This window comes from Runella sp. SP2 (assembly GCF_003711225.1).
GTDB lineage: Bacteria > Bacteroidota > Bacteroidia > Cytophagales > Spirosomataceae > Runella.
Map to the genome: position 1 here is coordinate 6,538,275 of NZ_CP031030.1, position 23,285 is coordinate 6,561,559.

General features: G+C 45.6%; 26 protein-coding genes. 10 read left to right on the top strand and 16 right to left on the bottom strand.

What is annotated here, in order from left to right; all coding sequences use genetic code 11:
- Positions 1-9 precede the first annotated feature (9 nt).
- A complete protein-coding gene (locus DTQ70_RS26375; RefSeq protein WP_122933571.1) occupies positions 10-618 on the bottom strand; it encodes a Uma2 family endonuclease in 609 nt (202 codons plus the stop codon).
- 111 nt (positions 619-729) lie between these two features.
- Here DTQ70_RS26375 and DTQ70_RS26380 point away from each other — a divergent pair, with 111 nt between their 5' ends.
- On the top strand, positions 730-1,575 hold the full coding sequence (locus DTQ70_RS26380) for an MBL fold metallo-hydrolase (protein ID WP_122933572.1): 846 nt from the start codon (positions 730-732) through the stop codon (positions 1,573-1,575).
- Between the two features lie 112 nt (positions 1,576-1,687).
- On the opposite strand, the gene DTQ70_RS26385 is transcribed toward DTQ70_RS26380, so the two are convergent.
- Positions 1,688-2,257, bottom strand: a complete 570-nt coding sequence (locus DTQ70_RS26385; protein WP_122933573.1) for a YceI family protein — start codon at positions 2,255-2,257, stop codon at positions 1,688-1,690.
- A gap of 333 nt (positions 2,258-2,590) precedes the next feature.
- Between DTQ70_RS26385 and DTQ70_RS26390 the strand changes: the two genes are divergently transcribed.
- The gene (locus DTQ70_RS26390) at positions 2,591-3,634 is read left to right on the top strand and encodes a sensor histidine kinase (protein ID WP_122933574.1); all 1,044 of its coding nucleotides are present in this window, start codon (positions 2,591-2,593) and stop codon (positions 3,632-3,634) included.
- Positions 3,631-4,371, top strand: coding sequence for a LytTR family DNA-binding domain-containing protein (locus tag DTQ70_RS26395; RefSeq protein ID WP_122933575.1), 741 nt, complete (start codon positions 3,631-3,633; stop codon positions 4,369-4,371). The genes DTQ70_RS26390 and DTQ70_RS26395 overlap by 4 nt, the downstream gene beginning before the upstream one ends.
- On the opposite strand, the gene hisF is transcribed toward DTQ70_RS26395, so the two are convergent.
- The 4 genes from hisF to DTQ70_RS30890 form a co-directional block, all read right to left on the bottom strand.
- Positions 4,368-5,198 (bottom strand): imidazole glycerol phosphate synthase subunit HisF, encoded by an 831-nt coding sequence (gene hisF, locus DTQ70_RS26400; RefSeq protein ID WP_122933576.1) that lies wholly within the window; start codon positions 5,196-5,198, stop codon positions 4,368-4,370. The genes DTQ70_RS26395 and hisF overlap by 4 nt on opposite strands.
- Positions 5,199-5,213: 15 nt before the next feature.
- Entirely contained in the window at positions 5,214-5,672 is a 459-nt protein-coding gene (locus tag DTQ70_RS26405; protein ID WP_122933577.1) for a GNAT family N-acetyltransferase, read from the bottom strand.
- Between the two features lie 77 nt (positions 5,673-5,749).
- Positions 5,750-6,034, bottom strand: coding sequence for a CAP domain-containing protein (locus DTQ70_RS30885; RefSeq protein WP_164490216.1), 285 nt, complete (start codon positions 6,032-6,034; stop codon positions 5,750-5,752).
- Between the two features lie 38 nt (positions 6,035-6,072).
- A complete protein-coding gene (locus DTQ70_RS30890; protein WP_164490217.1) occupies positions 6,073-6,423 on the bottom strand; it encodes a CAP domain-containing protein in 351 nt (116 codons plus the stop codon).
- A gap of 128 nt (positions 6,424-6,551) precedes the next feature.
- Here DTQ70_RS30890 and gltX point away from each other — a divergent pair, with 128 nt between their 5' ends.
- From gltX to DTQ70_RS26425, 4 genes are all read left to right on the top strand, one after another.
- The gene (gene gltX / locus DTQ70_RS26415; RefSeq protein WP_122933579.1) at positions 6,552-8,090 is read left to right on the top strand and encodes a glutamate--tRNA ligase; all 1,539 of its coding nucleotides are present in this window, start codon (positions 6,552-6,554) and stop codon (positions 8,088-8,090) included.
- A 77-nt stretch (positions 8,091-8,167) separates the two neighbouring features.
- Positions 8,168-8,314, top strand: a complete 147-nt coding sequence (locus DTQ70_RS30895; protein ID WP_164490218.1) for a hypothetical protein — start codon at positions 8,168-8,170, stop codon at positions 8,312-8,314.
- 4 nt (positions 8,315-8,318) lie between these two features.
- Positions 8,319-9,233, top strand: coding sequence for a histidinol-phosphatase (locus tag DTQ70_RS26420; protein WP_164490219.1), 915 nt, complete (start codon positions 8,319-8,321; stop codon positions 9,231-9,233).
- Positions 9,234-9,293: 60 nt separating this feature from the next.
- Positions 9,294-10,271, top strand: a complete 978-nt coding sequence (locus DTQ70_RS26425; RefSeq protein WP_122933581.1) for a nitronate monooxygenase family protein — start codon at positions 9,294-9,296, stop codon at positions 10,269-10,271.
- 76 nt (positions 10,272-10,347) lie between these two features.
- On the opposite strand, the gene DTQ70_RS26430 is transcribed toward DTQ70_RS26425, so the two are convergent.
- Together DTQ70_RS26430 and DTQ70_RS26435 are read right to left on the bottom strand one after the other, a co-directional pair.
- Positions 10,348-12,270, bottom strand: coding sequence for a histidinol-phosphatase (locus tag DTQ70_RS26430; protein WP_122934570.1), 1,923 nt, complete (start codon positions 12,268-12,270; stop codon positions 10,348-10,350).
- A gap of 61 nt (positions 12,271-12,331) precedes the next feature.
- A complete protein-coding gene (locus DTQ70_RS26435; RefSeq protein ID WP_122933582.1) occupies positions 12,332-12,814 on the bottom strand; it encodes a RidA family protein in 483 nt (160 codons plus the stop codon).
- A 168-nt stretch (positions 12,815-12,982) separates the two neighbouring features.
- On the opposite strand from DTQ70_RS26435, the gene DTQ70_RS26440 reads away from it, so the two are divergent.
- A complete protein-coding gene (locus DTQ70_RS26440; protein ID WP_229600018.1) occupies positions 12,983-14,113 on the top strand; it encodes an FAD-dependent oxidoreductase in 1,131 nt (376 codons plus the stop codon).
- Here DTQ70_RS26440 and DTQ70_RS26445 read toward each other — a convergent pair.
- From DTQ70_RS26445 to DTQ70_RS26455, 3 genes are all read right to left on the bottom strand, one after another.
- The gene (locus DTQ70_RS26445; RefSeq protein ID WP_122933583.1) at positions 14,110-14,514 is read right to left on the bottom strand and encodes a GNAT family N-acetyltransferase; all 405 of its coding nucleotides are present in this window, start codon (positions 14,512-14,514) and stop codon (positions 14,110-14,112) included. The two genes, DTQ70_RS26440 and DTQ70_RS26445, sit on opposite strands and share 4 nt — an antisense overlap.
- A 47-nt stretch (positions 14,515-14,561) precedes the next feature.
- Complete coding sequence (locus DTQ70_RS26450; protein WP_122933584.1) at positions 14,562-15,338, bottom strand: M48 family metallopeptidase; 777 nt, start codon at positions 15,336-15,338, stop codon at positions 14,562-14,564.
- Positions 15,339-15,401: 63 nt separating this feature from the next.
- Positions 15,402-16,778: a DEAD/DEAH box helicase gene (locus DTQ70_RS26455; RefSeq protein ID WP_122933585.1), complete on the bottom strand. Its 1,377-nt coding sequence runs from the start codon at positions 16,776-16,778 to the stop codon at positions 15,402-15,404.
- Positions 16,779-16,877: 99 nt separating this feature from the next.
- On the opposite strand from DTQ70_RS26455, the gene purQ reads away from it, so the two are divergent.
- Positions 16,878-17,564, top strand: coding sequence for a phosphoribosylformylglycinamidine synthase subunit PurQ (purQ, locus tag DTQ70_RS26460; RefSeq protein WP_122933586.1), 687 nt, complete (start codon positions 16,878-16,880; stop codon positions 17,562-17,564).
- A gap of 81 nt (positions 17,565-17,645) precedes the next feature.
- Here the strand turns inward: purQ and DTQ70_RS26465 are convergent, their stop codons facing one another.
- The 5 genes from DTQ70_RS26465 to DTQ70_RS26485 form a co-directional block, all read right to left on the bottom strand.
- Positions 17,646-18,506, bottom strand: coding sequence for an SdiA-regulated domain-containing protein (locus tag DTQ70_RS26465; RefSeq protein WP_122933587.1), 861 nt, complete (start codon positions 18,504-18,506; stop codon positions 17,646-17,648).
- Positions 18,507-18,617: 111 nt separating this feature from the next.
- The gene (locus DTQ70_RS26470) at positions 18,618-19,610 is read right to left on the bottom strand and encodes a c-type cytochrome (protein ID WP_122933588.1); all 993 of its coding nucleotides are present in this window, start codon (positions 19,608-19,610) and stop codon (positions 18,618-18,620) included.
- A gap of 147 nt (positions 19,611-19,757) precedes the next feature.
- The gene (locus tag DTQ70_RS26475; RefSeq protein WP_122933589.1) at positions 19,758-20,699 is read right to left on the bottom strand and encodes a GDP-L-fucose synthase; all 942 of its coding nucleotides are present in this window, start codon (positions 20,697-20,699) and stop codon (positions 19,758-19,760) included.
- Positions 20,700-20,787: 88 nt separating this feature from the next.
- Positions 20,788-21,558 carry a LytTR family DNA-binding domain-containing protein gene (locus tag DTQ70_RS26480; protein ID WP_122933590.1) on the bottom strand — a complete coding sequence of 257 codons (771 nt, stop codon included), beginning with the start codon at positions 21,556-21,558 and terminating at the stop codon, positions 20,788-20,790.
- A 17-nt stretch (positions 21,559-21,575) separates the two neighbouring features.
- Positions 21,576-22,607 carry a sensor histidine kinase gene (locus DTQ70_RS26485; RefSeq protein ID WP_122933591.1) on the bottom strand — a complete coding sequence of 344 codons (1,032 nt, stop codon included), beginning with the start codon at positions 22,605-22,607 and terminating at the stop codon, positions 21,576-21,578.
- Positions 22,608-22,741: 134 nt separating this feature from the next.
- Here DTQ70_RS26485 and DTQ70_RS26490 point away from each other — a divergent pair, with 134 nt between their 5' ends.
- Positions 22,742-23,260 (top strand): gamma carbonic anhydrase family protein, encoded by a 519-nt coding sequence (locus tag DTQ70_RS26490; protein WP_122933592.1) that lies wholly within the window; start codon positions 22,742-22,744, stop codon positions 23,258-23,260.
- Positions 23,261-23,285: the final 25 nt, after the last annotated feature.

The following is a 23,285-nucleotide window of genomic DNA, read 5'->3' on the forward strand; positions in this document are numbered from 1 at the left end:
AATCAAACTTTAACGCAAAAGACGGAGTGGAAATTCAAAATTGGGCAGGACATCTTCACCTGAGAGCGTTTGGTCAAAAGTGTTTACTTTGCTAATGGTGCCATCGGCGCGGTAAATAAAAACGGTTTCGGAGCTGGGTTGAATCAACCAACCGAGTCGAACGCCATTTTCGATGTATTCGAGCATTTTTTCTTGGGCTTTTTTGAGATGATCACTGGCCGACATGAGTTCAACAACGAAATCGGGGGCAATGGGCGGAAAACGTTCTTGCTCCTCGTCACTCAATTCATTCCAACGTTCATCGCTTACCCAAGCGGCGTCAGGCGAGCGAGTGGCGAAGTTGGGAAGCTTAAATGCCGTTGATGAATCAAATACTTTTCCATCGTGGGATTCAGACCACATGTCTAGGCGAGAAACAATCTTTGTGTTTCTAATGCCTGTTTTTCCTCCAGTGTTTGGCATGATTAAGATGGTTCCGTCTGGATTACGTTCAAAGCGAAGGTGGTCGTTGCGGCGGCAAAACCGATAGAACGCCACATCGTCCATGTCGTCTTCTAACTCCAAGGTAAAAGCCTCGGTTTGTCCAGGTGCAAAGTCATTTACAAGTACCGCTGTCATCGGAAAGTAATTTTTATACGGTAAATATAACGAGTTTTGGGAGAATTTAGTTGTTTTGAGCCAATTACACCTTCACAAACTCATCCATCACTCTTATCCTTTTTTGCACATATGAATTTACACGTGATTGACGCAGGACATTTTAAACTCGACGGCGGGGCTATGTTTGGCGTAGTGCCCAAAACGATTTGGAATCGGTTGGTTCCTGCCGATGAAAATAACCTTTGTAGTTGGGACATGCGCTGCTTACTGGTCGAAGATGGCAACCGACTCATGCTCATTGATACAGGAATGGGCGACAAACAAGACCCCAAATGGCAAGCCTTTTATTATCGCCACGGGGAAGGAGAACTGGTGAAATCTATCGAAAAAGCAGGTTTTGGCGCACACGAGGTGACGGACGTGATTTTCTCGCACCTACACTTCGACCATTGCGGTGGGGGCGTCAAGTGGAACCGCGACCGAACGGGCTACGAACTTACTTTTTCCAAGGCCAAGTATTGGACACATTCGGACCATTGGCAAACGGCGACTCAGCCAAACGCCCGTGAGAAAGCAACGTTTTTTAAGGAAAACATTTTGCCGATTCAGGAAGCGGGGCAATTGTTTTTTTCGGATAAAATTGAAAATCCATTCGGTTCCAATGTGCAGCCTGTTTACGTAGATGGGCATACCGAAAAGATGACCATGCTGAAAATTGCGTACAAAGGTCAAACGGTCGTGTTTATGGCCGATACCATTCCGTCTCATGCGCACATTCCGCTGCCGTACGTGATGGGTTACGACGTGCGCCCGCTTGAAACAATGAAAGAGAAAGAAAAGCTACTCAAAGAAGCTTTGGACGAAAAGTACATTTTATTTTTTGACCACGATCCACTGCACGATTGCTGTACCGTAGAAATGACCGAAAAAGGGATTCGAGTCCAGAACAAAGGCGCACTAGGGGAGTTTTTTTGAAAACTCGTGCCGAGGGTTGCTCACAACCCGACCGTCAGGGGAAGAAACAAAAAAGCGTCGGAAGCTAAGCTATCCGACGCTTTGAGTCAAGACTTTGGTAAGTGAAAATGGGTTATTGTTGGTTAAATTCGCCCAACGCTCTTAGTTCTACTTCTTCACTAACAACTGCCGATGGCATACCGCCTACGCCAAAATCGGTGCGCTTGATAGTGCCTACTGCTTTAAAACCTACTTTGGGTTTTTGAGTACGGCCATCTTTGCCAACCCCTGTCAATGTAAGGTCAAGCGATACAGGTTTTGTTACGCCTTTGATGGTAAGATTTCCGTTCAATTTGTATTTTTTGTCAGCTACTTTTGAGATAGATGTGCTTTTGAAAGTCAACGTTGGGTGGTTAGCAACATCAAACATATCCGCTCTTTTCAAGTGCGCATCGCGGCCTTCATTGTCTGTATTGGCAGTAGCTAAGTCGGCCGTCAATTCAAAAGACGCATCGCTAAAATCTTCCTTAGAAGAAGTGATAGTGGCGTCAAACGTTTTGAAGTTTCCATCTACTTCCGACATTAAAAGGTGGGTGACAGTAAACCCTAACTTTGCGTGAGCTTTGTCAACTTTCCACGTGGTTTGAGCAAAAGTGGCAAACGATACCAACAAGGCTGAGGCTACTAAAGTGATTCTTTTCATTGTGATTGAAATTGATTTGTGAGTCGAAACGAATTTTTGGTTCGAGACAAAACAAGAACAAAGAATTGACATCAAAGGGGAGATTTCGACGGTTATCCGAAAATTATCGGCTGTTCGGTTAGGGGGGCGGCAAGTCGGAGAGGTAGAAAATTTGGGATAAATGGTCGATTGAAAAAGAAAGAAAGTAGAAAACTTAGCACAGGACAGGGGGTAACTAAAAATCAGGCACTTATTTTTCGGACTTTTTACCGTAATTTTACTTTTCAATTCACACGCAATCTGTGTTCCTCCTTTTAATTAGATGACAAGTGTTACGCACTTTACCCTGCTCTGATGCAACCGTTCATTAAACGCTACCGAATCTTACTGCTACACCTTTCATTTTGGTGCGTTTATTTTTCGTTTTTCTTCTACCAAATTCGTTTCCCGATTCGAGGGCAAGAAGTGACTTTTTGGGATGCTTTTAAGAATACTTCGTTTGAGGTGTTGTTTATGATGTTGGTGGTATATCTCAATTATTTCTTTTTCTTATCCCGTTATCTCAAGCATAAAAGCCTACTCCGATACATATTGGAGTTTTCGGTGCCGTTTGCGGTGCTGGTGCGGGCGTTTATTTTGTTAAAACGCCATTTAATCGACGGTAATACCCACAAAATCTGCTATTTCTACGAAGATAAGTTTACCGTAAACGTGGTGTTGACGACGCTTTTTATTGTGATTTTTGTCGGAATGCTCAAATTTGCGGAAGGCTGGCTTGAACTCGAAGCCAAGAAAAAAGAGATTGAAAATGAGAAACTTACGTCGGAGCTTCGGTTTTTGAAGGCACAGATAAACCCACATTTTTTGTTTAATACCCTCAACAACCTCTATTATTTAGCCTTTACCAATTCTCCCAATACGACCGAAGTGATTGCGAAATTATCGCAAATGATGCGGTACATGATTTATGATTCCAACCACCCCAAAGTGCCGTTGGTCAAGGAGATTGAGTACATGGAAAACTACATTAGTCTCGAAAAACTACGTCTCAACGAGCCGATTCCAATTCTTTTTGAAGTCAAAGGCAACATTGATGGCGTGCTGATTGCGCCTCTAATTCTGATTAGTTTTTTGGAAAATGCCTTCAAACACGGCGTGAGTAACAATTTTTCGGGGTCGTGGATCAAAGCTGATTTGGTGATTGAAGGCATGGCGTGTGTCTATACGGTGGCCAACAGTAAATTGCCTATTAATGCGACTCACTCCGACGAATCGTCGGGAATAGGGCTACAAAATGTAAAACGGCGTTTGGAATTAAGTTATCCCGATAACTTTGAATTAGAGGTCGAAGACACTACCGATGAGTACTGTGTACGCCTAAAACTGAACTTAGTATGACCCTTACCTGCGTGGTGGTAGAAGATGAGCCTTTGGCCCGAAACCTCCTAGAACAATACATCCTAAAATTGCCTCATTTGAAGCTTGTAAAATCATTTTCAAATCCGCTGGCGGCGTTTGATTTTTTGCGGACAAATACGGTGGATGTCTTGTTTTCGGATATTCAAATGCCTGAAATTACTGGGATTTCGTTGCTGAAAATTTTGCCCAAAAAACCACTTGTCATTCTGACAACGGCTTATTCGGAATACGCGCTTGAAGGCTACGAACTGGATGTGGTCGATTATCTTTTGAAGCCAATTACGCTAGAGCGTTTTTTGAAGGCGGTCGAAAAAGTGACGCAGCGGCTAGGTGCTTCGGTTTCACAAATGCCCGCGACGCTGCCCGATATTGTGCCAGCGGCTGTTGAAACACCTATTTTACCCTCAATTTTTGTCAAAGACGGGACAAAGCTGGTGAAGATTCGCCTGTGCGATGTGCTGTACATCGAGGGGCTCAAAGATTATGTCGCGATTTATACCAAAGAAAAGAAAATCGTGACGCTCCAAACCCTCAAGTCGCTCGAGGTACAGCTCAGTGCGCATCAGTTTATTCGGGTGCATCACTCGTACATTGTCTCTTTTGACGCCATCGAAGCGATTGACAAAGAGAAAATCCAGATTGGTAAAAACTGGATTCCCATCAGTGATACGTACCGCAAAAGCTTCAAAGAATTTCTGGACAAACACCAATCTTAGCGCGACATCCGCATCGGTACGCCACGCTCGTGGAGGTACTGCTTCAGGGCAGGAATTTCGATTTCTTTGAAGTGAAAAATGCTGGCTGCGAGTCCTGCATCGGCATATCCTTCCGTAAACACATCGTAAAAATGTTCCATCGAACCCGCCCCTCCCGAAGCAATGACGGGGATGTTGGCGTTTTTGGAAATAGCCGCTGTTAGCTCCAAAGAAAAGCCATTTTTGGTGCCATCGGCATCCATCGACGTAAGCAAAATTTCGCCCGCACCGCGCTCTTCCACCTCTTTGGCCCAGTCGAGGGTGTGGAGTTCGGTAGGTTTGCGGCCGCCGTGGGTGTGGACGAGGTGAACCTCATCCCCTTGCCCCTTCTCCTTCCAAGAGAAGGGGGAATCTGACTCCTTCTCCTGAAAGGAGAGGGTTGGGGTGAGGTTTCTTGTATCAATCGCCACCACAATGCACTGACTCCCAAATTCTAACGCCAATTCGTTGATTAAGTCGGGGTTGCGTACGGCCGAGGAGTTGATAGATACCTTGTCGGCGCCTGCGTTGAGAAGAGCCGATACGTCGGCTTTGGACGAAATCCCTCCGCCTACTGTAAACGGAATATTGATGGTATGTGCCACACGGCGTACCAATTCAAGAAGCGTTCCGCGGCCTTCGACCGTGGCCGTAATGTCAAGAAATACCAATTCGTCGGCGCCTTGTTCGGCATAAACGGCGGCCAATTCAACGGCGTCACCTGCGTCGCGAAGATTAACAAAATTGACTCCCTTTACAGTACGTCCATCTTTGACGTCGAGGCAGGGAATGATGCGTTTGGTAAGCATATTTGCTCTTTTGAATTAATATTTCGTAAAGTTAACTTTTTCCATCATGCGCTCAGGGCGGGCGAGGTTCGTAAATCCGTATTGCTCGTACAAGCCGTGGGCGTCGGCCGTTGCCAGCGTCCAGCGTCGGAAGCCTTGTAGTTCAGGAATTTGATTGAAAATGCAATCCATCAGCCACTTAGAAAGCCCTTGGCCACGATAGTCCGATAAAATAAATACATCGCCCAAATACCCATACGTAGCAAAATCCGTAATGACGCGGGCAAAACCGATTTGGGTTTGGTGGTGATACACCCCAAAAGTAAAAGAGTTCTGAATGGAGCGCTCGATGATGTCGAGTGGAATGTTTTCGGCCCAGTACGATTGGGTGGACAGAAAGGGAAGAATCACCGAAGTATCAAGCTTTGATTTGTCTGTTGAAATCAAAAAATCTTCTTTTTGAAATTCATAAACGAGGGTGTCGAGCAGCGCCATGGCGTATGAGGGTCATTGAGGCTGCAAATAACCGAAAAAATGACGGTTTTTGTGCGATTTTACTGGTAGAAGGTCGTCTAATTCGTTTTTACTTTTCCAAAATTTTGCACAAATCGCCCAAAAGGAGCACGGCATTCTTGGTAAGGATTTTTAGAAAGCCGAGCGGCGCATCCCAAATGGGTATAAGTAGAATCAAGTACATTGTGACGGTGCGAAGGTGAATTCATCCATTCATTGACGGCGTATTGGGCAAAATCGAGGTAATTAAATACTTTTAGCAAATGCTTATTGTCACAGTTAAAATACTCAAAACTTCCGTCGCGTTTTCGGCGGCAACAATATTCGGGCGGCGTATCGACCAATTGGTATTGACCAATGTTTTCGGCTACTCGGCTGTATTCTAGGGTGAAGGTTTCAACACGCTGGGTAAGTTTGGCAAAAGAAGGACTGTAGAGGTGGACATGATTATAAAACCCATCTGAATCATGTCGGAGGCAAATTGCTGAGCTGCTTGTTGCAATCCCAATCCATGTTGAAGTGGGGAGAGTCCGTGCGTACGACGGGCGATGTTGGTGGTATGGAAGATAGCCGCATCGAGCAACGCGTAGTTGGGGTGCTTGGCATTGATAGTTTGAGTGACTTCGGGGAGTTTTAAAAAATCATCGGAAGACAGTGAATAGTAGTTGACTGACCCCGTTTGGAAGCTAACCAACAAACCAAAAAGAAATAAAAAGCAAATGGCTCGGCTCATGATGGTTGTTAGAAGGAGTTCGATATTGAAAATAACAACTTATTGACGAAGTTGTCAAGAGGTGCCCGTAAGAATGGCCTTTTTGTGGTAACTTTGCGGCCTTTAACGGATAACCATTAACGACTAACATGTCAGTAAGAGTTCGCTTTGCACCTAGTCCTACGGGGCCGCTTCACATTGGAGGGGTTCGTACGGCATTGTATAATTATTTGTTTGCCCGTAAAAATGGCGGAAAAATGCTCCTTCGTATTGAAGATACCGACCAAAATCGGTACGTGCCTGGAGCAGAAGAATATATTTTGGAGGCGTTGAAATGGGTAGGAATTGAAATCGACGAAGGACAAGGCGTCGGTGGGCCACACGCGCCTTACCGTCAGTCGGAGCGAAAAGAAATGTATCGTCAGTACGCCGACCAGTTGATTAACTCGGGAAAAGCGTACTATGCGTTTGATACCGCCGAAGAAATTGAGGCCATGCGGAAGCGTTTGGAAGAAGCAGGGGCCGATGCCGCTCAGTACAACGCCATCACGCGTTTGCAAATGACCAACTCCCTTACGTTGTCGGCCGAAGAAGTGGCTAGTCGGATAGCCAACGGCGACCCGTACGTGGTGCGTATCAAAATTGACCCCAAGCAAGACATTCGTTTCAAAGACATCATTCGTGAGTGGGTGGTTGTTCACGCATCGACGCTTGATGATAAAGTATTGTTGAAATCGGACGGAATGCCGACCTACCACCTTGCCAACATTGTGGACGACCATTTGATGGGAATCACGCACGTGATTCGCGGAGAAGAGTGGTTGCCGTCGGCACCGTTGCACGTGTTGTTGTATCAGTATTTTGGGTGGACTGCTCCGCAGTTTGCGCATTTGCCGTTGTTGCTCAAACCCGAAGGGAATGGCAAACTTTCAAAGCGCGACGCCGACTTGGGCGGCTTCCCGATTTTCCCATTGCAGTGGACCGACCCTAGCACGGGCACGGTAGCACGTGGTTTCCGTGAAGACGGGTATTTGAAAGATGCGGTGGTCAACTTTTTGGCGTTTTTGGGTTGGAACCCAGGCACCGAGCAAGAAATGTTTACCATGGACGAATTGATTCAAGCCTTTTCGTTGGAGCGTATTCACAAAGCAGGAGCGCGTTTTGATATTACCAAAGCCAAGTGGTTTAACCAGCAGTACATCAAGCAATTGAGCGACGAAGCGTTAGTTTCGAGTTTACAGCTCACAACGGATGGCTCAACCTCTCAACCCCAAACTGGAAACGGTAAACCGATTGACTTGTTGAAAGTTGTCCATTTGATGAAAGACCGTGTGACGTTCCCGCAAGAAATTTTGAGTGAGGCGTCGTTCTTATTTGAAATGCCTGCGGAGTACGAAGAGGCCGTGGTGGCTAGTAAATGGAATGCCGATGCTATCAAGGCCATTACGGCTTATGTAGAAGATTTGAAAGTCTATGAAGGCGACTTTTTAGCGGAGTCGGCCAAAGCAATATGGGCTGCTGCGGCAGAACGAGTAGGAGTAAAAATGGGAAAAGTGATGCAGGCACTTCGCTTGGCCGCCACTGGCGCAGGCCACGGCCCCGATTTGATGCTTGCGATGGAGATTTTAGGCAAAGACGAAGTCATCGCTCGTTTGGAGAAGGCATTGGAGACGTTGCCACAAAAGTAAGAACCAGATGAACGAGTCTTATTATCCATTTGGTCAGCCTCAGATACAATATCGTTATGCCGCTTTATCATAAAACGATGAAAACGAACATTTCAAAAGAAACTACAGTGCGAAAAAGTAATGAGCAAGTAGTAGAAGAAAAGCTGAAGGCGGCGAATACGTTTTTAAAAAAAGCGGATTTGAGTATTGTTCGTAAAGCAATGCTCAAAGAAAAAATGCCGTAAAATCGTGAAGCTTAAAACTACTGAAGTGATAATCACCAATTACCACAGCCACAGCCATTATTGTGATGGCAAAGGCTCTTTAGAACAACAAGTACAAGGCGCGATAGCTCAAGGGCTTCGCGCCTTTGGATTTTCGTCGCATTGCCCCGTTCCGTTTGAAAACCAATGGAGCATGAAAGCCGCTCGCCTCGACGATTATTTGCGCGAAACTGCCGCACTTAAAGAAAAATACAAGGGCCAAATCGAACTGTACATTGGCTTAGAAGTAGATTTTTTGCCCGAAACCCCACCCCCTGCCCCTCCCCAGTTAGGGAGGGGTGAAATAACAGCACCTTTTTCCTCAGCAGGGATAGGGCCTAAAGACTTTCCGATGCTTGATTATTGCGTTGGTTCGGTGCATTATGTGGAGTTAAACCAATTTGGGCAACCTTGGGAAATCGACGGTAGTTCGGTAGAGTTTTTGGCTTGTTTGGATACCCTTTATGACGGGAATATTCAGGTTGCTTTAGAAAAATACTACGGTATCATTCGGCAAATGGTCGAAACCGATGCACCGCCCATTGTGGGGCACTTAGACAAAATCAAAATGCACAACGAAGCACGTCCGCTGTTCGACGAATCGGAAGAATGGTACGTGGCTTTGATGGAAGAAACGCTTCAAACAATTAAAAAAGCGGGCTGTATTGTCGAAATCAACACCCGAGGCAATTACAAACGTGGGCTGGAGTTGTACCCTTCTCCGTGGATTATTGCGCGTATGAATGCGCTCAACATTCCCATTTGTATCAACTCCGACAGCCATCGACCCGAAGAAATTACGGCTTCGTTTCCGTTGGCTTTTGAGGCAGCACGGGCGGCGGGTTATACCCATCAACGGGTTTTGTTAGAAGGAAAATGGCAAGATGTGGAGTTGAATTAAAATAATTGACGAGATTAGCGTCAGTATTATTTTCCTAAACTTCATACATTCCAAAAACCGATGGCAAAAGTACCTTTTATTGATGCGCTCTCGCTACCAGCAGTAGCCGCACCCATGTTTCTTATTTCTGGCCCTCAGCTAGTTATCGAATGTTGTAAAAATGGAGTCGTTGGCACTTTTCCTGCCCTCAACCAACGTACCACCGAAGGTTTTGAAGAATGGGTGGTTCAAATCAAAGACGAATTGGCTCGTTTTGAGCAAGAAACGGGAAAAAAAGCGGCTCCTTTTGGCGTAAACCTCATTGTGCACCATTCCAATCCACGGGTACAGGCTGATTTGATGGTGTGTATCAAACACAAAGTGCCGTTGATTATCACTTCGTTGGGCGCGGTGTCAATGCTGGTCGATGCCGTTCACAGCTACGGTGGATTAGTTTTCCACGATGTTATCAAAAAACGCCACGCCGAAAAAGCAGCCGAAGCAGGAGTGGATGGCTTGATTTTGGTAGCGGCAGGCGCGGGTGGCCACGCGGGAACGATTAACCCGATGTCGTTGGTCGCCGAAATTCGTAGCTTTTTTGACAAAACTATTTTGCTTTCAGGTTGCATCAGTACGGGGCGCGACATTGCGTCGGCCTTGCAAATGGGCGCTGATTTGGCCTACATGGGTACACGTTTTATCAATACTTCCGAAAGTATGGCCGATGAAGCTTACCGTCAGATGATTATCGACAGCGGTGCCAGTGACATCGTTTATACGGCGGCGGTATCAGGCGTTAATGCGAACTTTTTACGACCCAGCCTTGAAGCCATGGGCATTACGGAAGAACTTTGGGGTAAATCAAAAAAAATTGATTTTGGCGAAGAACTTGACGCCGCAAAGGCCGAAGCCAAAGCGTGGAAAACGATTTGGTCGGCAGGGCAGGGTGTGACAACCATCAAAGATAATTTGCCAACGGCGGACTTGATTGCCCGCTTGAGGGCTGAATTTATAGAGGCGCTTCAGCAGCAAGCCAAGGTGCTGGCTAAGTACAGCTAAACACTTTCACAGAACCCCACAAGATATTATAAGCCTTCTTACACATCTTGTGGGGTAATTATTATGATTTAAAAAGCTATTTCTTCAAAAACTCTTTCACCAGCTCCAACTGATCGGTACTTATGAAATCAGCGCCTGCTTCGCGGAGCTTGGCCCAGACGGTAGGGTCTTCGGGGCACGCCCATAAACGGAGTTTTTTACCTTCTTTGTGCACCCGTTGTACCAACGCCTGTAACTTCTGAAACTGCTCGGCGGGTATCTCGTCTTTGCCGCGCCATGTCAGATGATTGTTGTAATTATCACTGACGACAGGCATGAGTTCGGGACTCAGTTTTTTGCCTAAATCAGCAGGTCGGCCATCCAAAGAAGCCAACCGCGTTTTGGCCTTTTGAAGCGTTTCAATGGGGCGATTTCCCGAAATAAAGACAGTGACAGCTCCTTTGGTGGGTGTGTTTCCTTTGTGCGAGGTAAGGATACCACGGTATGACTGCAACAAGTTATCCAAGGCTTTGTAGGTATTTTCTGCTTCCGTCTTAAAGTCAATCATCAAATAAACGGGGCCTTTGTAGTTGGGATAAACAAGGCCATTGTTTTGGTTAATGTGTTCAGTAAGAGGTTTTAAGTATAAGTTTTCGAGTGTGGTAGCGGGGTTGTTGAAGGTTGGGCGTTCGTGCGAGACAAACAACGTATCGTTGATGAGATACACGTCGGCTTCGATGCTCGTGAAGCCTTGTTCAAGGGCATCCCACAATGGCCGCGACTGTTCGTAGTCATTGTGGGCATGGGCGTTTGGCAAGGGTACTACATCGGAGGGAAGCGTAGGCGTTTGTAAGCGTGCAATGGGTTGAATCCAAGCGGTTTCTAGCTCGCCCGCGCTGTACGGATTGTACTTGGCTTTAGAAGAAATAATCTTGGCGCGCACCCATAAATCATCATCAGTTAGGGTATAGCTTGCTTCTGTGCTTTTGAATTCCCGCAAGATTTCCGCTTTGTCTTTTCCTTTTTTAAGGCCAATCAATTGGATGGTGTACGAAATGTCAGGTTCGGTTTTAATCCGAAACGAAAACGACGTGGGTGTTTGGTGTAAAAAAGTAAGTTCGACGCCCGAAGTAGCATAAAATCGCCCTGCTTCCATAGCTTCAATAATGCTACGAGGAGCAAGCGAAGGAGCGTTGACCATCACCCAACCACGCCCTGTGTTGCTGTATTCTAGCCCAAAAAACTGATAATTGTGGCTATCGTCGGTGGCAAGACCGTACATAAGCGGGCGTCCTTGGCGTACAAAATGCGTATTGATTTTATCCCACATCGACTCGGTGCCTTCGCGTTTGGCATCGCCGTAATTGTTGACCAGCGGGTGGCCGTTGTGCACCTCAAAAAAACGCTCGTGTCGTAGCTTCATGAGGTCGTCGGCGGTGATGGCGTAGAAGAAATTGGGATGGTTGATGTGCGGAAACATCGGCTGGCCCGTTTGGCGACGCTGCGCAACGAGCAGGTCGATGTTGTTTTGCATTACTTCGGCTACACTATTACCGCGTTGGGGACGAATGAGGTTTTGCACATTCGTCATGTTGATGTGAATCGGCTTGCTGTCGTAGCTTGTCGATACTTCCTCGCTCTTCAAAATGAGAAATTTGCCTGCTTCATCAAAATACGAGCGGTATTCGCTCAGGTTTTTGAGCCGAACTTTTAGGGAATCATTCGGCCCTTTTTTATACTGTACCCAATCGGGGCCAAAGGTGCGAAGATAACGCTCAAACGTGCGTCGGCGCTCAGGAACGCGGGGCACATTAACCCATTTTTCGCCTTCTTGAAACGTATTGTGGTCAGACAAGCCTACGAAATGATAGCCATTGTTTTTGTACCAATCCATGATCATTTCGGGGTAGTCGTCGCCGTCGCTCCAGAGCGAGTGCGTGTGCAAATTGCCTTTGTACCAGTTTTGAGAAAAACCCAAATGGCAACAACAAATAGCGAAAGAAAGAAGAAACAGACGCATGAGCATAGAAAGTAAGAGGTTTAGTACCATAAGAAACGAACCTCTGTTTTCTAACACTACGCTATGGAAACACTGCTACCAGCTCAATTTCGATGAATTTGTCAGGATGCGTAAGCGCCATAATCCCAAGCGTAGAGCGGGTGGGTTTGGTGGGGTTTTCTTTGGTACCAAAATACTGAGCATACGCGTCGAACCAACCTTGATAATCGTGTTTGTTGCCTTTAAAATGGTCGGGAGTGACATAAATGCGAAGCATCAAAACGTCTTTGAACGTAAGACCTTTGGCTTTTACGGCTTTCTCAAGGTTTTTTAAAATGTTGATGGCCTGCGTTTTAGTGTCTCCAAAACGGGCATAAGAACCTTCCGCCGCAGTACTGTCGGCTACTCCTGCCGTTACTCCACTGGTCCAGAGGAGTTGTTTGCCCGCAGGTACTACGGCTCCCGAAGAAATAGGAGAGGTAGGGCTTCCATAAAAGGAGACTGTTTGAGCGATGGCTTGAAAGGTAACTGAACTGAGAAAAAGCAAAAGTAGCAAAGGTTTCATTAGGGCTAAAATTGGAGTGAATGGATAAAAAATTGTACGTTTTTGATTTATAAACAAAATAAAATTTTTTGTTTATCGAAAATAACAATAAAATCATTTGAGATGCTTGGGCAAGATGTTATTTTTGTTTGGCCGCAACCACCATCTAACCTTTCACACACTTCGACTATGATGAATCGTCGTCATTTTATCAGTGCGGCTGCCCTAACAGGCATGGGAGCTGCGTCAGCAATGGCCAGTTGTGCAACAAAACCCAGTACAAATACAACCTATCACTCGATTCCAAAACTCAAACTTTCTCTTGATCGTATTGTCAAAGAAACAGTAGGGTTACGCCCTTTTCGGGCATCAGGGCCTCGAATAGCGAAAGAAGAGTTGGGGGCAAAAACCATTGTACACAACTACGGGCACGGTGGCAGCGGTTGGTCGTTGTCGTGGGGAACGGGTAACATGGCGCGTCAGTTGGTCTTGACAACAGGAGAGAAAAAAATAGCCGTCATTGGTTGTGGAACGGTTGGACTCGCAACGGCTCGCTTGCTCCAAGAAAAAGGGTGTGAAGTAACGATTTATACCAAAGATTTACCGCCCAACGTCACCAGTAGTGTGGCGACAGGAACGTGGTCGCCTGCCTCGCGCGTGTGCGATCCCAAAATAGCTAAACCAGAATTTAAACAACTGTGGGAAGAAGCTACCCGTTTTTCGTTTCGTACGTTTCAGTTTTTGTTGGGAATCAACGACATCGCCATGTGGGTGGACGAGTACAATGTATTTCCCGAACGTCAATTAGGCCCTACGGATTTGGCGCAGGGCGGAGAGGCGTTTCATTTATCAGGTCTGATTCCCGAACGCCAAGAGCTTTCCTCTAAACAACATCCCTTCAAGGATAAACACGTCAGTTGGCGGTCCAACATGATGTTCAACATTCCGAGCTATCTACACCACCAAATGAGCACTTTTGTGATGTTGGGAGGGAAAATTAAGGTGCATGAAATCAAGAAGTTGGAAGATTTGGATGCACTTCCTGAAAAATGTATCGTAAACTGCATGGGATTAGGCGCCAAGCCCATTTTCAACGACGAAGAGCTTACGCCGATTTCGGGGCAGTTGGCCTGCTTGATTCCGCAACCCGAAATTAATTATAAGCTTACGACCAAAGGGGCGAGTATCATTGCCCGCAAAGACGGAATTTATTTGGGAGGAAACGGCCTCGTGGGCAACTGGGATACCACGCCCAAACGCGAATACACGGAGAAGTTTGTGGATGTACTCCAACAATTGATGAAGGAAATGAAAAGCTAGAAGGAAATAGCCATTTTGACGTAAGGAATTTCACCTTTGTAAAAAACTTCCCCCTCGGATTTCATGTCAAAGCGTTCGTAAAAAGGCTGGGTATCGAGGCGGGCGTCGCACCAAAGAATGGAGGCTCCTGCGGATTGTGCTCGTTCAAAAGTGGCTTTCAGTAATTGACTACCAATGCCCTTGCGTTGGATGTCGGGATGGGTGGCGAATTTTCTAAATCGCGCGATTTTGTGCTCATCTATAAACAACGAAATGACTGAAACCAGCTTTTCATCCAAAAAATAACCCAAATGAATCCCTTGTTCATCGTCGGGTACTTTTACAAACTCAACAGGCTTGTCAGGCCATAATACTTGGTGGCGAAGTGGGTAGGTTTGAGTGGCCGTAATTTCTTGAATCATTATGGTGTAAAATGACAGAGGCACCGTTTTTAAGCGGTGCCTCTGTGCTAGTTTTGTGTGCTAAATATTCCCTGCGGGTCACATTTTTTGGCCAGCAGTTCTCTCATAAACTCGTAGTCGAGCAATTCAATATCGAGTAGCCTTGTCTTATGAAGATTGGCCCATGCAGCGTCATAGTTGCCTTTATGAAATTCCAAGACCGATAGTTTAAGATAAACATTGGCCGAAGCGGAGTCTAATTTTGAAGCCCGTTTTAAGATTTGTTCCGCTTCTATAAGTTCCCAATTTTCTTTGGTTTCTTTGAAGTGAATCAAATCAACGGTGGCCAAATCCACCAACAATCCTACGTTGTTCGAATCAATATCAGCTCCTTTGCGAAGCATTCTTTCGGCATCGGTGAGGTGTCCTTTTTGGAAGCAAACGACGCCTAATCCCCAAAAGCAATCGCTGTTTTTGTTGTCGAGCAAGTATGCCAAATTAAAACGATAACAAGCCGTATCCAAATCGCCTTCCTGCAAATATTCCCAACCACGTGCCGAGAAAAACTGACTTGCTTCGGCGCGGCTGGTAAAGTTTTGATCACACTCGCTCAGGAAATTAATCTCAAACTCGATGTGTTCGATGCTTTTACTGGTTTCCCCAAAAAGCGGCATTAAGTGAAGATTCTTCACCACCGTAGTGGCTTCAGCAGAGGTTTTTGTGCTAGTGTCGGCAGGACGATTACTACTTACAAATTGCATCGTCTGCGCTTCGGTCCAAAACGGAACCAACATCACCACTAATGACCCAATAACTAATTGACTAAATGACAGTATCTCTTTCATCGCTACCTTCTCGTCGGAACGTCATTGAAAACGCTCATTGTTAATTTGTTATTGTATGGACTGTTACTTTTTTCGTCGGTCGTACTTTTTATGCTTCTTTGTGGGTGTGGATGTCTTCTTTGTGGGCTTCGAATTTACAACTTTTTTGTTTTTCTTTTCATGAAAAGCGCCCTTAAATGTGGGGTCTTCTTTTTTACGTTGTGCGTCGATTTCGCGCAAATATTCCTGTTGTTCTTCAAAAGGCGTTTCGGGAACGTCAATTTCGGCAGGAAGTGGTACACGCGGAATCTTCATCCGAATGATGGTTTCGATTTTGGCAATGTGGTATTCGTCCGCAATCGTCATAAACGTAATCGCGTTTCCTTCCTGATTGGCGCGCCCTGTCCGCCCAATGCGGTGAACATAGTCTTCATAAATCAGCGGCACGTCAAAATTAATCACGTGGCTTACCTGAGAAACGTCGATACCGCGAGCCGCAACGTCGGTGGCAATCAGGAGGCGAACGTTGCCATCTTTGAAAGCCTCCATCGAGTTGATGCGCGTATTTTGTCCTTTGTTGGCATGAATAACGCGTACCTCTTCTTCATTAACGACCTTACGCTTCAAAAACTTATAAATGTTCTCCGCAGTTTCGCGAGAACGGGCAAAAATGATGACGCGTTGAAACTCTTCGGCATGTTGAGCAAAATGCTCTACGAGGTTGATTTTGGTTCTAAAATTGGGAACCTCGTACATGACCTGCTCCACCCGTGAGGCAGTGGTAGCTTGAGGCGTTACTTCAACGCGTACAGGGGCTTCGAGGAAGTTTTCTGAAAGCCGTTCTACTTTGGGAGGAAAGGTGGCCGAGAACAACAAATTCTGGCGCTTGCGCGGAATCACTTCCAAAATACGGTTGATTTGGGGCATAAAGCCCATGTCCATCATTTTATCGGCTTCGTCGAGTACGAGTACCGAAAGTTGTTTTACCCCAATTTCACCTCTTAGGTACAAATCCAAGAAGCGACCTGGAGTGGCAACGATGATGTCTATTCCTTTTTGAAGCGTTTCAATTTGGGTTTTAGGGCCGAGGCCACCGTATAATGCCAAATGGCGCAAGTCAGTATATTTGCCTAATTCTGAAACAGCAGCATCAATCTGCATTACCAGTTCGCGGGTAGGAGCTAGAATAAGCGCACGAGGGGTTTGGCCTTGTGCGTACTTGATTTTCATTAGGATAGGCAACAAATAAGCCGCTGTTTTTCCCGTGCCCGTTTGGGCAATTCCTAACACATCATGGCCTTGTAATACCAGCGGAATCGCCTTCTCTTGGATAGGGGAAGGCGTCTCGTAACCTGCATCGGCGATGGCGTTGAGAAGTTGACGGTTGAGGTTAAATTCTTCGAAAGTCACTATAAAACGATTGTTTGTATTGTCTTTTAACGTACTCTTTTTGAAATACATTCAAAGTTACGTGAAGTTTTGTTATCAATCACCCACCGAAAACCGTAACTTTGCAGCAGCAAGTTAATCACTCATCTGCTCAATCTATTCGATTATTCTATGAAATTCGGCGTAGTAGTTTTCCCTGGTTCCAATTGCGACGATGATACCGTGTACACGCTGCGGGTCAATTTAGGACAAGAAGTTATCAAACTCTGGCACAAAGACCACGACCTTCAAGGGTGTGATTTTGTCATCTTGCCAGGTGGGTTTTCGTACGGCGATTACCTTCGTACGGGCGCTATTGCGCGTTTTTCTCCCATTATGAATGAGGTTATTGCTCATGCCAATCGCGGAGGCTACGTGATGGGTATCTGCAATGGCTTCCAAATTTTGGCAGAAGCAGGGCTTGTTCCGGGCGTATTGCTTCGTAACAGCTCTCAAAAATATATTTGTCGTAATGTGTATTTGCAACCTCAAAGCCAATCGACGTTGTTGACGGCAGGCTTGGAGCCAAAGGCGTATAAAATTCCGATTGCCCACGGCGAAGGACGTTATTTTGCAGATGCCGATACGCTCAAAAGCCTCAACGACAACGACCAAGTGTTGTTCCGTTACTGCGACGAAAATGGCCTTATTACAGACCTAGCTAACCCGAACGGTAGTTTGGAAAATATTGCGGGCGTCACCAACGCGGGCAAAAATGTATTCGGAATGATGCCTCACCCTGAGCGCGCTTCGGATGAAGCCTTGGGCAACATCGACGGGCGTTTTATTTTGGAACAACTTGTGGCTGTTACAGCTTAGACCGTTTTAGAAACCTCACAGGTCTAACGTATCGTCAAACCTCCCGAAAGTTACAAAACTTTCGGGAGGTTTTTTTTATGACTACTTTGGTGAAAATTTGAGCAAATAACCATCTTTCCCATCGCCTTCACTCGAAATGTAAAGCGTTCCGTCGGGTGAAAAACAAATGCCTTCGGGTTGGCGGTACAGCGCGGGGTCGAGCGGGATGTTTTGAAGTAAGCCCCCTTCACGTGTCATGACAATGAGCCGATGCCCCGCCGAACTCAGCAAATATACTTCGCCCGTTTTAGGGTGAAACGCAATCCCTGAGGGTTTGAAATCACGTACTTCTTTGCCTTTTAACCCAAAACCTTCGAGATTTTTTTCGGTTATTTCTTGCTGCTGATAAACGGCACGGCGTTTTAGGTCAAACGAATAAATGACCTTTCCCTCTTCTTTTTTGTCTTTTTTGAGGTTTTCTTTCACTGCCAACCATAACCTTTTAGTAACGGGGTCGTAAGTCAAACCCTCAACGTCCAGTTTTTTAGGCAGACTGGTTTCAATGTCGCGGGTTTCTTTGCTACCCATGGTAAAATTGAGCAGTTTTCCATCACTGCGTAAGACGTAGATTTCTCCTTCGGCTACTTCTACCCCTTCGTAGTCGCCAGGTTTGTCAAAAAGGTGCTTCTCAACAATGTCTTGTTTATCCAAGTCATAGACAAATACTTCGCCTTTCTCATCTTGGACGCACAGGAGTTGGTTGTCTTTGTAAAATGACAATCCAGAAATTTCCCGTAAAACTTTCGGAAGGTCGTAGCGTTGGGTAGGTGTGGCAAAGTCGTAGGTAAAAGTTTCGACTTCGGTTGTGGTGGTTGCGTCGTTTTTTTCTTCTTTGGAAGTACAACCCACGAACGAACTGAGGAGGACTGCTAGGGCGAAGGAATAGCTGAGTTTTTTGGTCATGGCGGTGTTTTTGAGCCAATATACAAAAAACTTCGGTATTCAAACTAGGTTTTAAGAAATCTAGGAGTGGGGTTTTGAGAAACCCCACTCACAACACTTTTCAAAGGAGGGCTAGCGCATTGAGATTGTATTGGCTTTGAATTTGGTAGGAATAGCGTTTTTGACGGGTTTGAGCGACATAAAATAAGCGTACATGGCTTCCAAATCTTTGGGTTCCATACCACCGTACATCGTCCAAGGCATCATGGTTTGAAACTCCCCAGCGGCTATTTTGTGCGGTTTGTAAGAACTGTCGGCATAGGCCCTAAAACGAGCTACAAACGATTCTTTCGTCCAGCTACCAATTCCAGTTTCTTTGTCGGGAGTGATATTAGGGGTAATGACTGTACCCGTAGGCATTGGGAACTCACGACCGCCAGAAAACATTTTTTCGGCGATAATTTGACCGTTTTCTGCGGGGGTATGGCATTCGGCACAACCTGCGATGTGTACTAAGTACTTTCCTGTTGCCACAAGATCTGTTTCGGCTGGGCGCTTGGTGGGTTGGGCGTTTTTGGGAATGGTGTTTAGAATAAAATTAAACGGGAAATCGGCTTTAGAGTCAGCAGGTTTGTTGTCGATGGCAGGAAGCGTGCGTAAATACGCCACAATACTTTTGGCATCTTCATCGTCCATGCTGCTATAATAAGGGTAGGGCATAACTGGGAAGAACGCGTGGCCGTCGCGGCTAACTCCCGTGGTGATGGCGCGGTAAATTTCGCCGTCGGTCCAGTTGCCGATGCCAGCAGGGGTGATATTTTTGGAAGTAAAAGCACCAGGGAAGCCCATCGTTTGGTCAAAACGTTCACCTCCTTTGCCAAGCGTACCAGCAACTACAGGCCCCGAAAACAAGCTAAAGTCGCGCGTGCTGTGGCAGTCCATACATACAGTTACGTGATTGGCCAAGTATTCGCCACGTTTGATGCGTGCGGGTGTTTGTTCAATTTTCATGTCGGCGGCAGCGTCCACATTTGGCAGGGCAAATTTTACGTAGGCCATTACGCAAAGCAGACCAACAACGGCAACGCCCACGACGATGCCGAGGATTTTGAAGAGTTTTTTCATACTACGAGAAAAGGAGTTAGAGGTTTAGATAAAGTTGGGTAAAAAATGATGTACCAAAAATACACATTTCCCTGACAAATAGACTACTGAAATTTAGCAAACGGTTATAAAAAATAAGGCCCGCAACTTGCGGGCCTTAAAAAGCTGTTAAACAGCGTATTCTTCTATTTTTTGGAGGAAATCTTGGTAGGTGATTCGGATACCTTCTTCGAGGCCGTAGCGGTGTTTCCAACCCATGCTGTGTAGTTTCGAAACATCCATTAATTTGCGAGGTGTACCGTCGGGCTTGTCGGTGTTCCAGCGCAATTCGCCCTCGTAGCCAACGGTCGCTTTGATTAATTCTGCCAAATTTTTAATGGTAATATCTTCGCCTACTCCGATGTTGACAAACTGCTCGCCATCGTAATTTTTCATTAAGTAAACGCAAGCGTCGGCCAAATCATCGGCGTGGAGAAATTCGCGCAAAGGTGAACCTGTTCCCCAAAGCTCTACGAAAGGTTTATTTTCTGTTTTTGCCTCGTGAAATTTACGAATCATCGCAGGAAGTACGTGCGAATTGTTCAAATCGTAATTATCGTTGGGGCCGTATAAGTTGGTTGGCATCACCGAAATATAATTGCGGCCGTATTGTTTGCGGTACGATTCACACATTTTAATGCCCGCAATTTTGGCGATGGCATACGGTTCGTTGGTGTATTCGAGCGGCCCCGTAAGGAGCGAATCTTCTTGGAGCGGTTGGGGTGCCAATTTAGGATAAATGCAAGACGAGCCCAAAAACATCAACTTTTCCACACCTTCCACGTGAGCACTGTGGATAACGTTGTTTTGAATTTGTAGGTTTTCGTACAAAAAATCAGCGCGATAGATATTATTCGCCATGATACCTCCTACTTTGGCTGCGGCCAAAAACACATAGTCAGGTTTTTCGGCGGCAAAAAAGTCAGCCACGGCTTGTTGGTTGCGTAAGTCCAATTCGCGCGAAGTACGCACGATGATGTTTTGATAGCCCTCTGACTCCAAACGGCGTACCAAAGCCGAGCCTACCATTCCTCGGTGGCCCGCTACGTAGATTTTTGCATTTTTTTCCATATCACAAAAATAACTAAACCTGTGAGGTTTCACAACAGACCTGCAAGGTTTTGAGAACTTAGACCTGTAAGGTTTTTGAAACGTCTGGTTATTCCTCAAACCACACCCGAAAACTTGCGGCGCGGTCTTTACTGATGACTATTTCATCTTTGGAGGGAACACTCAGTACAAGTTCGATTTTGCCCGAATAATGCGTGCGATAACTCTCAATTGCCTCTTTTCGGACGATATATTGCCGATTGGCACGCACAAACTGAACAGGGTCAAGGAGTTCTTCTATTTCGTCGAGCGATTGGTAATCGGTAATGAGACGTTGGTGGTCGGTGGTCACCAGCCAAATGACTTCATCACGGACAAAATAGGCAATGCGAACATCAGCCACCGCGACTACCGAACGTTGGTGGTGGGCCGTAAAGCGGTGTTTGTATTTCTTTTGAGAATGAGGTTTCAAGTCATTCAGTAAGTCCCGAAGTTGTGAAGGGAAAAAGTCGGTGGAGGTAGTCTTTTGCCAACGTTGAAATTTATCGAAAGAGGTTGTAAGTTCTTGTTTGTCAATAGGTTTTAATAAATAGTCAATACTGTTGAGCTTAAATGCCCGAATGGCGTATTCGTCGTAGGCGGTTGTGAAGATGATGGGACAATGGAGTGTTCGTTCCTGAAAAATGTCAAAACTAACCCCGTCCGCCAACTGAATATCTGCCAAAATTAAATCAGGTTCGGGATGCTCATCAAACCACTTTAACGCGTTTTCGACACTCGCCAAAGGGCCATGCAGCAGGGCGTTGGGGTGGAGTTCCCTCACGAGTTTTTCGATATTTTTGGCCACCAAAGGCTCATCTTCAATGATTAGAATGGTCATAGGGCGGGTTGGGTGGTTTAATCAATTAACGGCACATAAGCGACAAATTTCCCATTAAGCTCAATGGTTTCAAATGAGCTATCGGTAAGAAAACCATACAGCGTTCGGAGGTTTTGTAAGCCAAGTTTGTTGGAGGTTTCGACTTTCTTTTTGAGTTGGAGGTTGTTTTCTACTTTCAAGTAAGCACCATCCGTACTGATCCGAATCGTCAGGGGGCGTTCTTGGCTAATGATGTTATGTTTGAGCGCATTTTCAATTAAGATTTGTAGCGTAACGGGGACAATTTTTTTATCATAACTATCTGATTGAATCTGAAAATCAATGAATAATGTGCTTTCAAAGCGTGTTTTGAGCAAAAAAACGTAATTTTTGATAAACTCCAACTCCGTCTGGAGCGACACCAAACCCTTGTCTTTGTGCTGCAAAACGTAGCGAAAAACCTTGGATAATTGTTGCAAAAACTGTCGTGCAAGTTCGGGGCTATCTTGGATGAGGCTATCGAGGGAGGTTAGGCTATTGAACAGAAAATGGGGGTTCAACTGATTTTTGAGGTTGTCGAATTGCACTTGAGCTTTTTCCTTTTCGAGTTCGGCCGCCCGCAGCGCATTTTCGCGCCATTTACGAAACAAATACTCGGCCAAGTGAAGCACATTCAGTAAAACTACCACTACAAATTGGGCAAAATAACCCGCTACTTGTGCCAAAGTTGTGTATTGTTTGTTGATAATATCTTCAAAATTAAACAAACTTATTACCCGCCACATGACAAACCAAGAGAGCATATAAACCACTCCAAAGGTGATTAATACTTGAGGAATAATGCGTAAAAAAATGCCACGTTCATAGGGAAAAACTTTGTCTAAATAACGGTGAAATTGACTAAAAAATCCCCACGAAATAGTCATCATACTCCCCGAAATTAGCATCAAAATAAGGTTGATGTGCCATTGGATGCCAAACACATACCATCGCATGAGAAAAGACAAAAAAAGCATTACGGCGATTACCGTGGCTATAATGCGGGTTTGGGGAGATAGCTTGGCGAACATTCAAAAGAATTTTTGTCAAAGGAAAAAAGTTAGTCTTGAACCACCAACAGTTGGTTTGTAAAGTCCCTAAAAATTGATAGGAAACGGAATTAAACGCGCATGACTACTATATTTGTAAAAATTCGACAATCACTATGGCACTTATTAAATCTGTTCGCGGGCTTTCTCCAAAATATGGTTCAACGTGTTGGTTTGCCGACAATGCTACGGTGGTCGGGGAGGTCATCATGGGCGAACATTGTACGGTTTGGTTTAATGCCGTCGTACGCGGGGACGTCAACACCATTCAAATGGGCGACTATGTCAATATCCAGGATGGGGCGGTGATTCACTGCACTTACCAAAAGACCAAGACGATTATTGGCAATCACGTTTCTATTGCTCACAACGCCATTGTGCATGGTTGTACGATTGAAGACAAGGTGTTGATTGGAATGGGGGCGATTGTGATGGACAATGTACACATCGGAACAGGCTCCATCATTGCCGCAGGAGCAGTGGTAACGCAAGGGAAAGTCATCCCATCAGGGACGATTTGGGCAGGAAACCCCGCCAAATACCTCAAAGATGTCACGCCTGATTTGGGTGAAGTATTTATGCGCACCGCCAACAATTACGTCATGTATGCGGGTTGGTTTCGGGAGGGGGAGTGAACAGTTAAAATACAAAATTTGACTT

What these genes read in the sequence shown, in the direction of transcription:
- DTQ70_RS26375 (WP_122933571.1), bottom strand. Translation starts at nt 618, where the DNA reads ATGACAGCGGTACTTGTAAATGACTTTGCACCTGGACAAACCGAGGCT.
- DTQ70_RS26380 (WP_122933572.1), top strand. Translation starts at nt 730, where the DNA reads ATGAATTTACACGTGATTGACGCAGGACATTTTAAACTCGACGGCGGG.
- DTQ70_RS26385 (WP_122933573.1), bottom strand. Translation starts at nt 2,257, where the DNA reads ATGAAAAGAATCACTTTAGTAGCCTCAGCCTTGTTGGTATCGTTTGCC.
- DTQ70_RS26390 (WP_122933574.1), top strand. Translation starts at nt 2,591, where the DNA reads ATGCAACCGTTCATTAAACGCTACCGAATCTTACTGCTACACCTTTCA.
- DTQ70_RS26395 (WP_122933575.1), top strand. Translation starts at nt 3,631, where the DNA reads ATGACCCTTACCTGCGTGGTGGTAGAAGATGAGCCTTTGGCCCGAAAC.
- hisF (WP_122933576.1), bottom strand. Translation starts at nt 5,198, where the DNA reads ATGCTTACCAAACGCATCATTCCCTGCCTCGACGTCAAAGATGGACGT.
- DTQ70_RS26405 (WP_122933577.1), bottom strand. Translation starts at nt 5,672, where the DNA reads ATGGCGCTGCTCGACACCCTCGTTTATGAATTTCAAAAAGAAGATTTT.
- DTQ70_RS30890 (WP_164490217.1), bottom strand. Translation starts at nt 6,423, where the DNA reads ATGAGCCGAGCCATTTGCTTTTTATTTCTTTTTGGTTTGTTGGTTAGC.
- gltX (WP_122933579.1), top strand. Translation starts at nt 6,552, where the DNA reads ATGTCAGTAAGAGTTCGCTTTGCACCTAGTCCTACGGGGCCGCTTCAC.
- DTQ70_RS30895 (WP_164490218.1), top strand. Translation starts at nt 8,168, where the DNA reads ATGAAAACGAACATTTCAAAAGAAACTACAGTGCGAAAAAGTAATGAG.
- DTQ70_RS26425 (WP_122933581.1), top strand. Translation starts at nt 9,294, where the DNA reads ATGGCAAAAGTACCTTTTATTGATGCGCTCTCGCTACCAGCAGTAGCC.
- DTQ70_RS26430 (WP_122934570.1), bottom strand. Translation starts at nt 12,270, where the DNA reads ATGCGTCTGTTTCTTCTTTCTTTCGCTATTTGTTGTTGCCATTTGGGT.
- DTQ70_RS26435 (WP_122933582.1), bottom strand. Translation starts at nt 12,814, where the DNA reads ATGAAACCTTTGCTACTTTTGCTTTTTCTCAGTTCAGTTACCTTTCAA.
- DTQ70_RS26440 (WP_229600018.1), top strand. Translation starts at nt 12,983, where the DNA reads ATGATGAATCGTCGTCATTTTATCAGTGCGGCTGCCCTAACAGGCATG.
- DTQ70_RS26445 (WP_122933583.1), bottom strand. Translation starts at nt 14,514, where the DNA reads ATGATTCAAGAAATTACGGCCACTCAAACCTACCCACTTCGCCACCAA.
- DTQ70_RS26450 (WP_122933584.1), bottom strand. Translation starts at nt 15,338, where the DNA reads ATGAAAGAGATACTGTCATTTAGTCAATTAGTTATTGGGTCATTAGTG.
- DTQ70_RS26455 (WP_122933585.1), bottom strand. Translation starts at nt 16,778, where the DNA reads ATGTATTTCAAAAAGAGTACGTTAAAAGACAATACAAACAATCGTTTT.
- purQ (WP_122933586.1), top strand. Translation starts at nt 16,878, where the DNA reads ATGAAATTCGGCGTAGTAGTTTTCCCTGGTTCCAATTGCGACGATGAT.
- DTQ70_RS26465 (WP_122933587.1), bottom strand. Translation starts at nt 18,506, where the DNA reads ATGACCAAAAAACTCAGCTATTCCTTCGCCCTAGCAGTCCTCCTCAGT.
- DTQ70_RS26470 (WP_122933588.1), bottom strand. Translation starts at nt 19,610, where the DNA reads ATGAAAAAACTCTTCAAAATCCTCGGCATCGTCGTGGGCGTTGCCGTT.
- DTQ70_RS26475 (WP_122933589.1), bottom strand. Translation starts at nt 20,699, where the DNA reads ATGGAAAAAAATGCAAAAATCTACGTAGCGGGCCACCGAGGAATGGTA.
- DTQ70_RS26480 (WP_122933590.1), bottom strand. Translation starts at nt 21,558, where the DNA reads ATGACCATTCTAATCATTGAAGATGAGCCTTTGGTGGCCAAAAATATC.
- DTQ70_RS26485 (WP_122933591.1), bottom strand. Translation starts at nt 22,607, where the DNA reads ATGTTCGCCAAGCTATCTCCCCAAACCCGCATTATAGCCACGGTAATC.
- DTQ70_RS26490 (WP_122933592.1), top strand. Translation starts at nt 22,742, where the DNA reads ATGGCACTTATTAAATCTGTTCGCGGGCTTTCTCCAAAATATGGTTCA.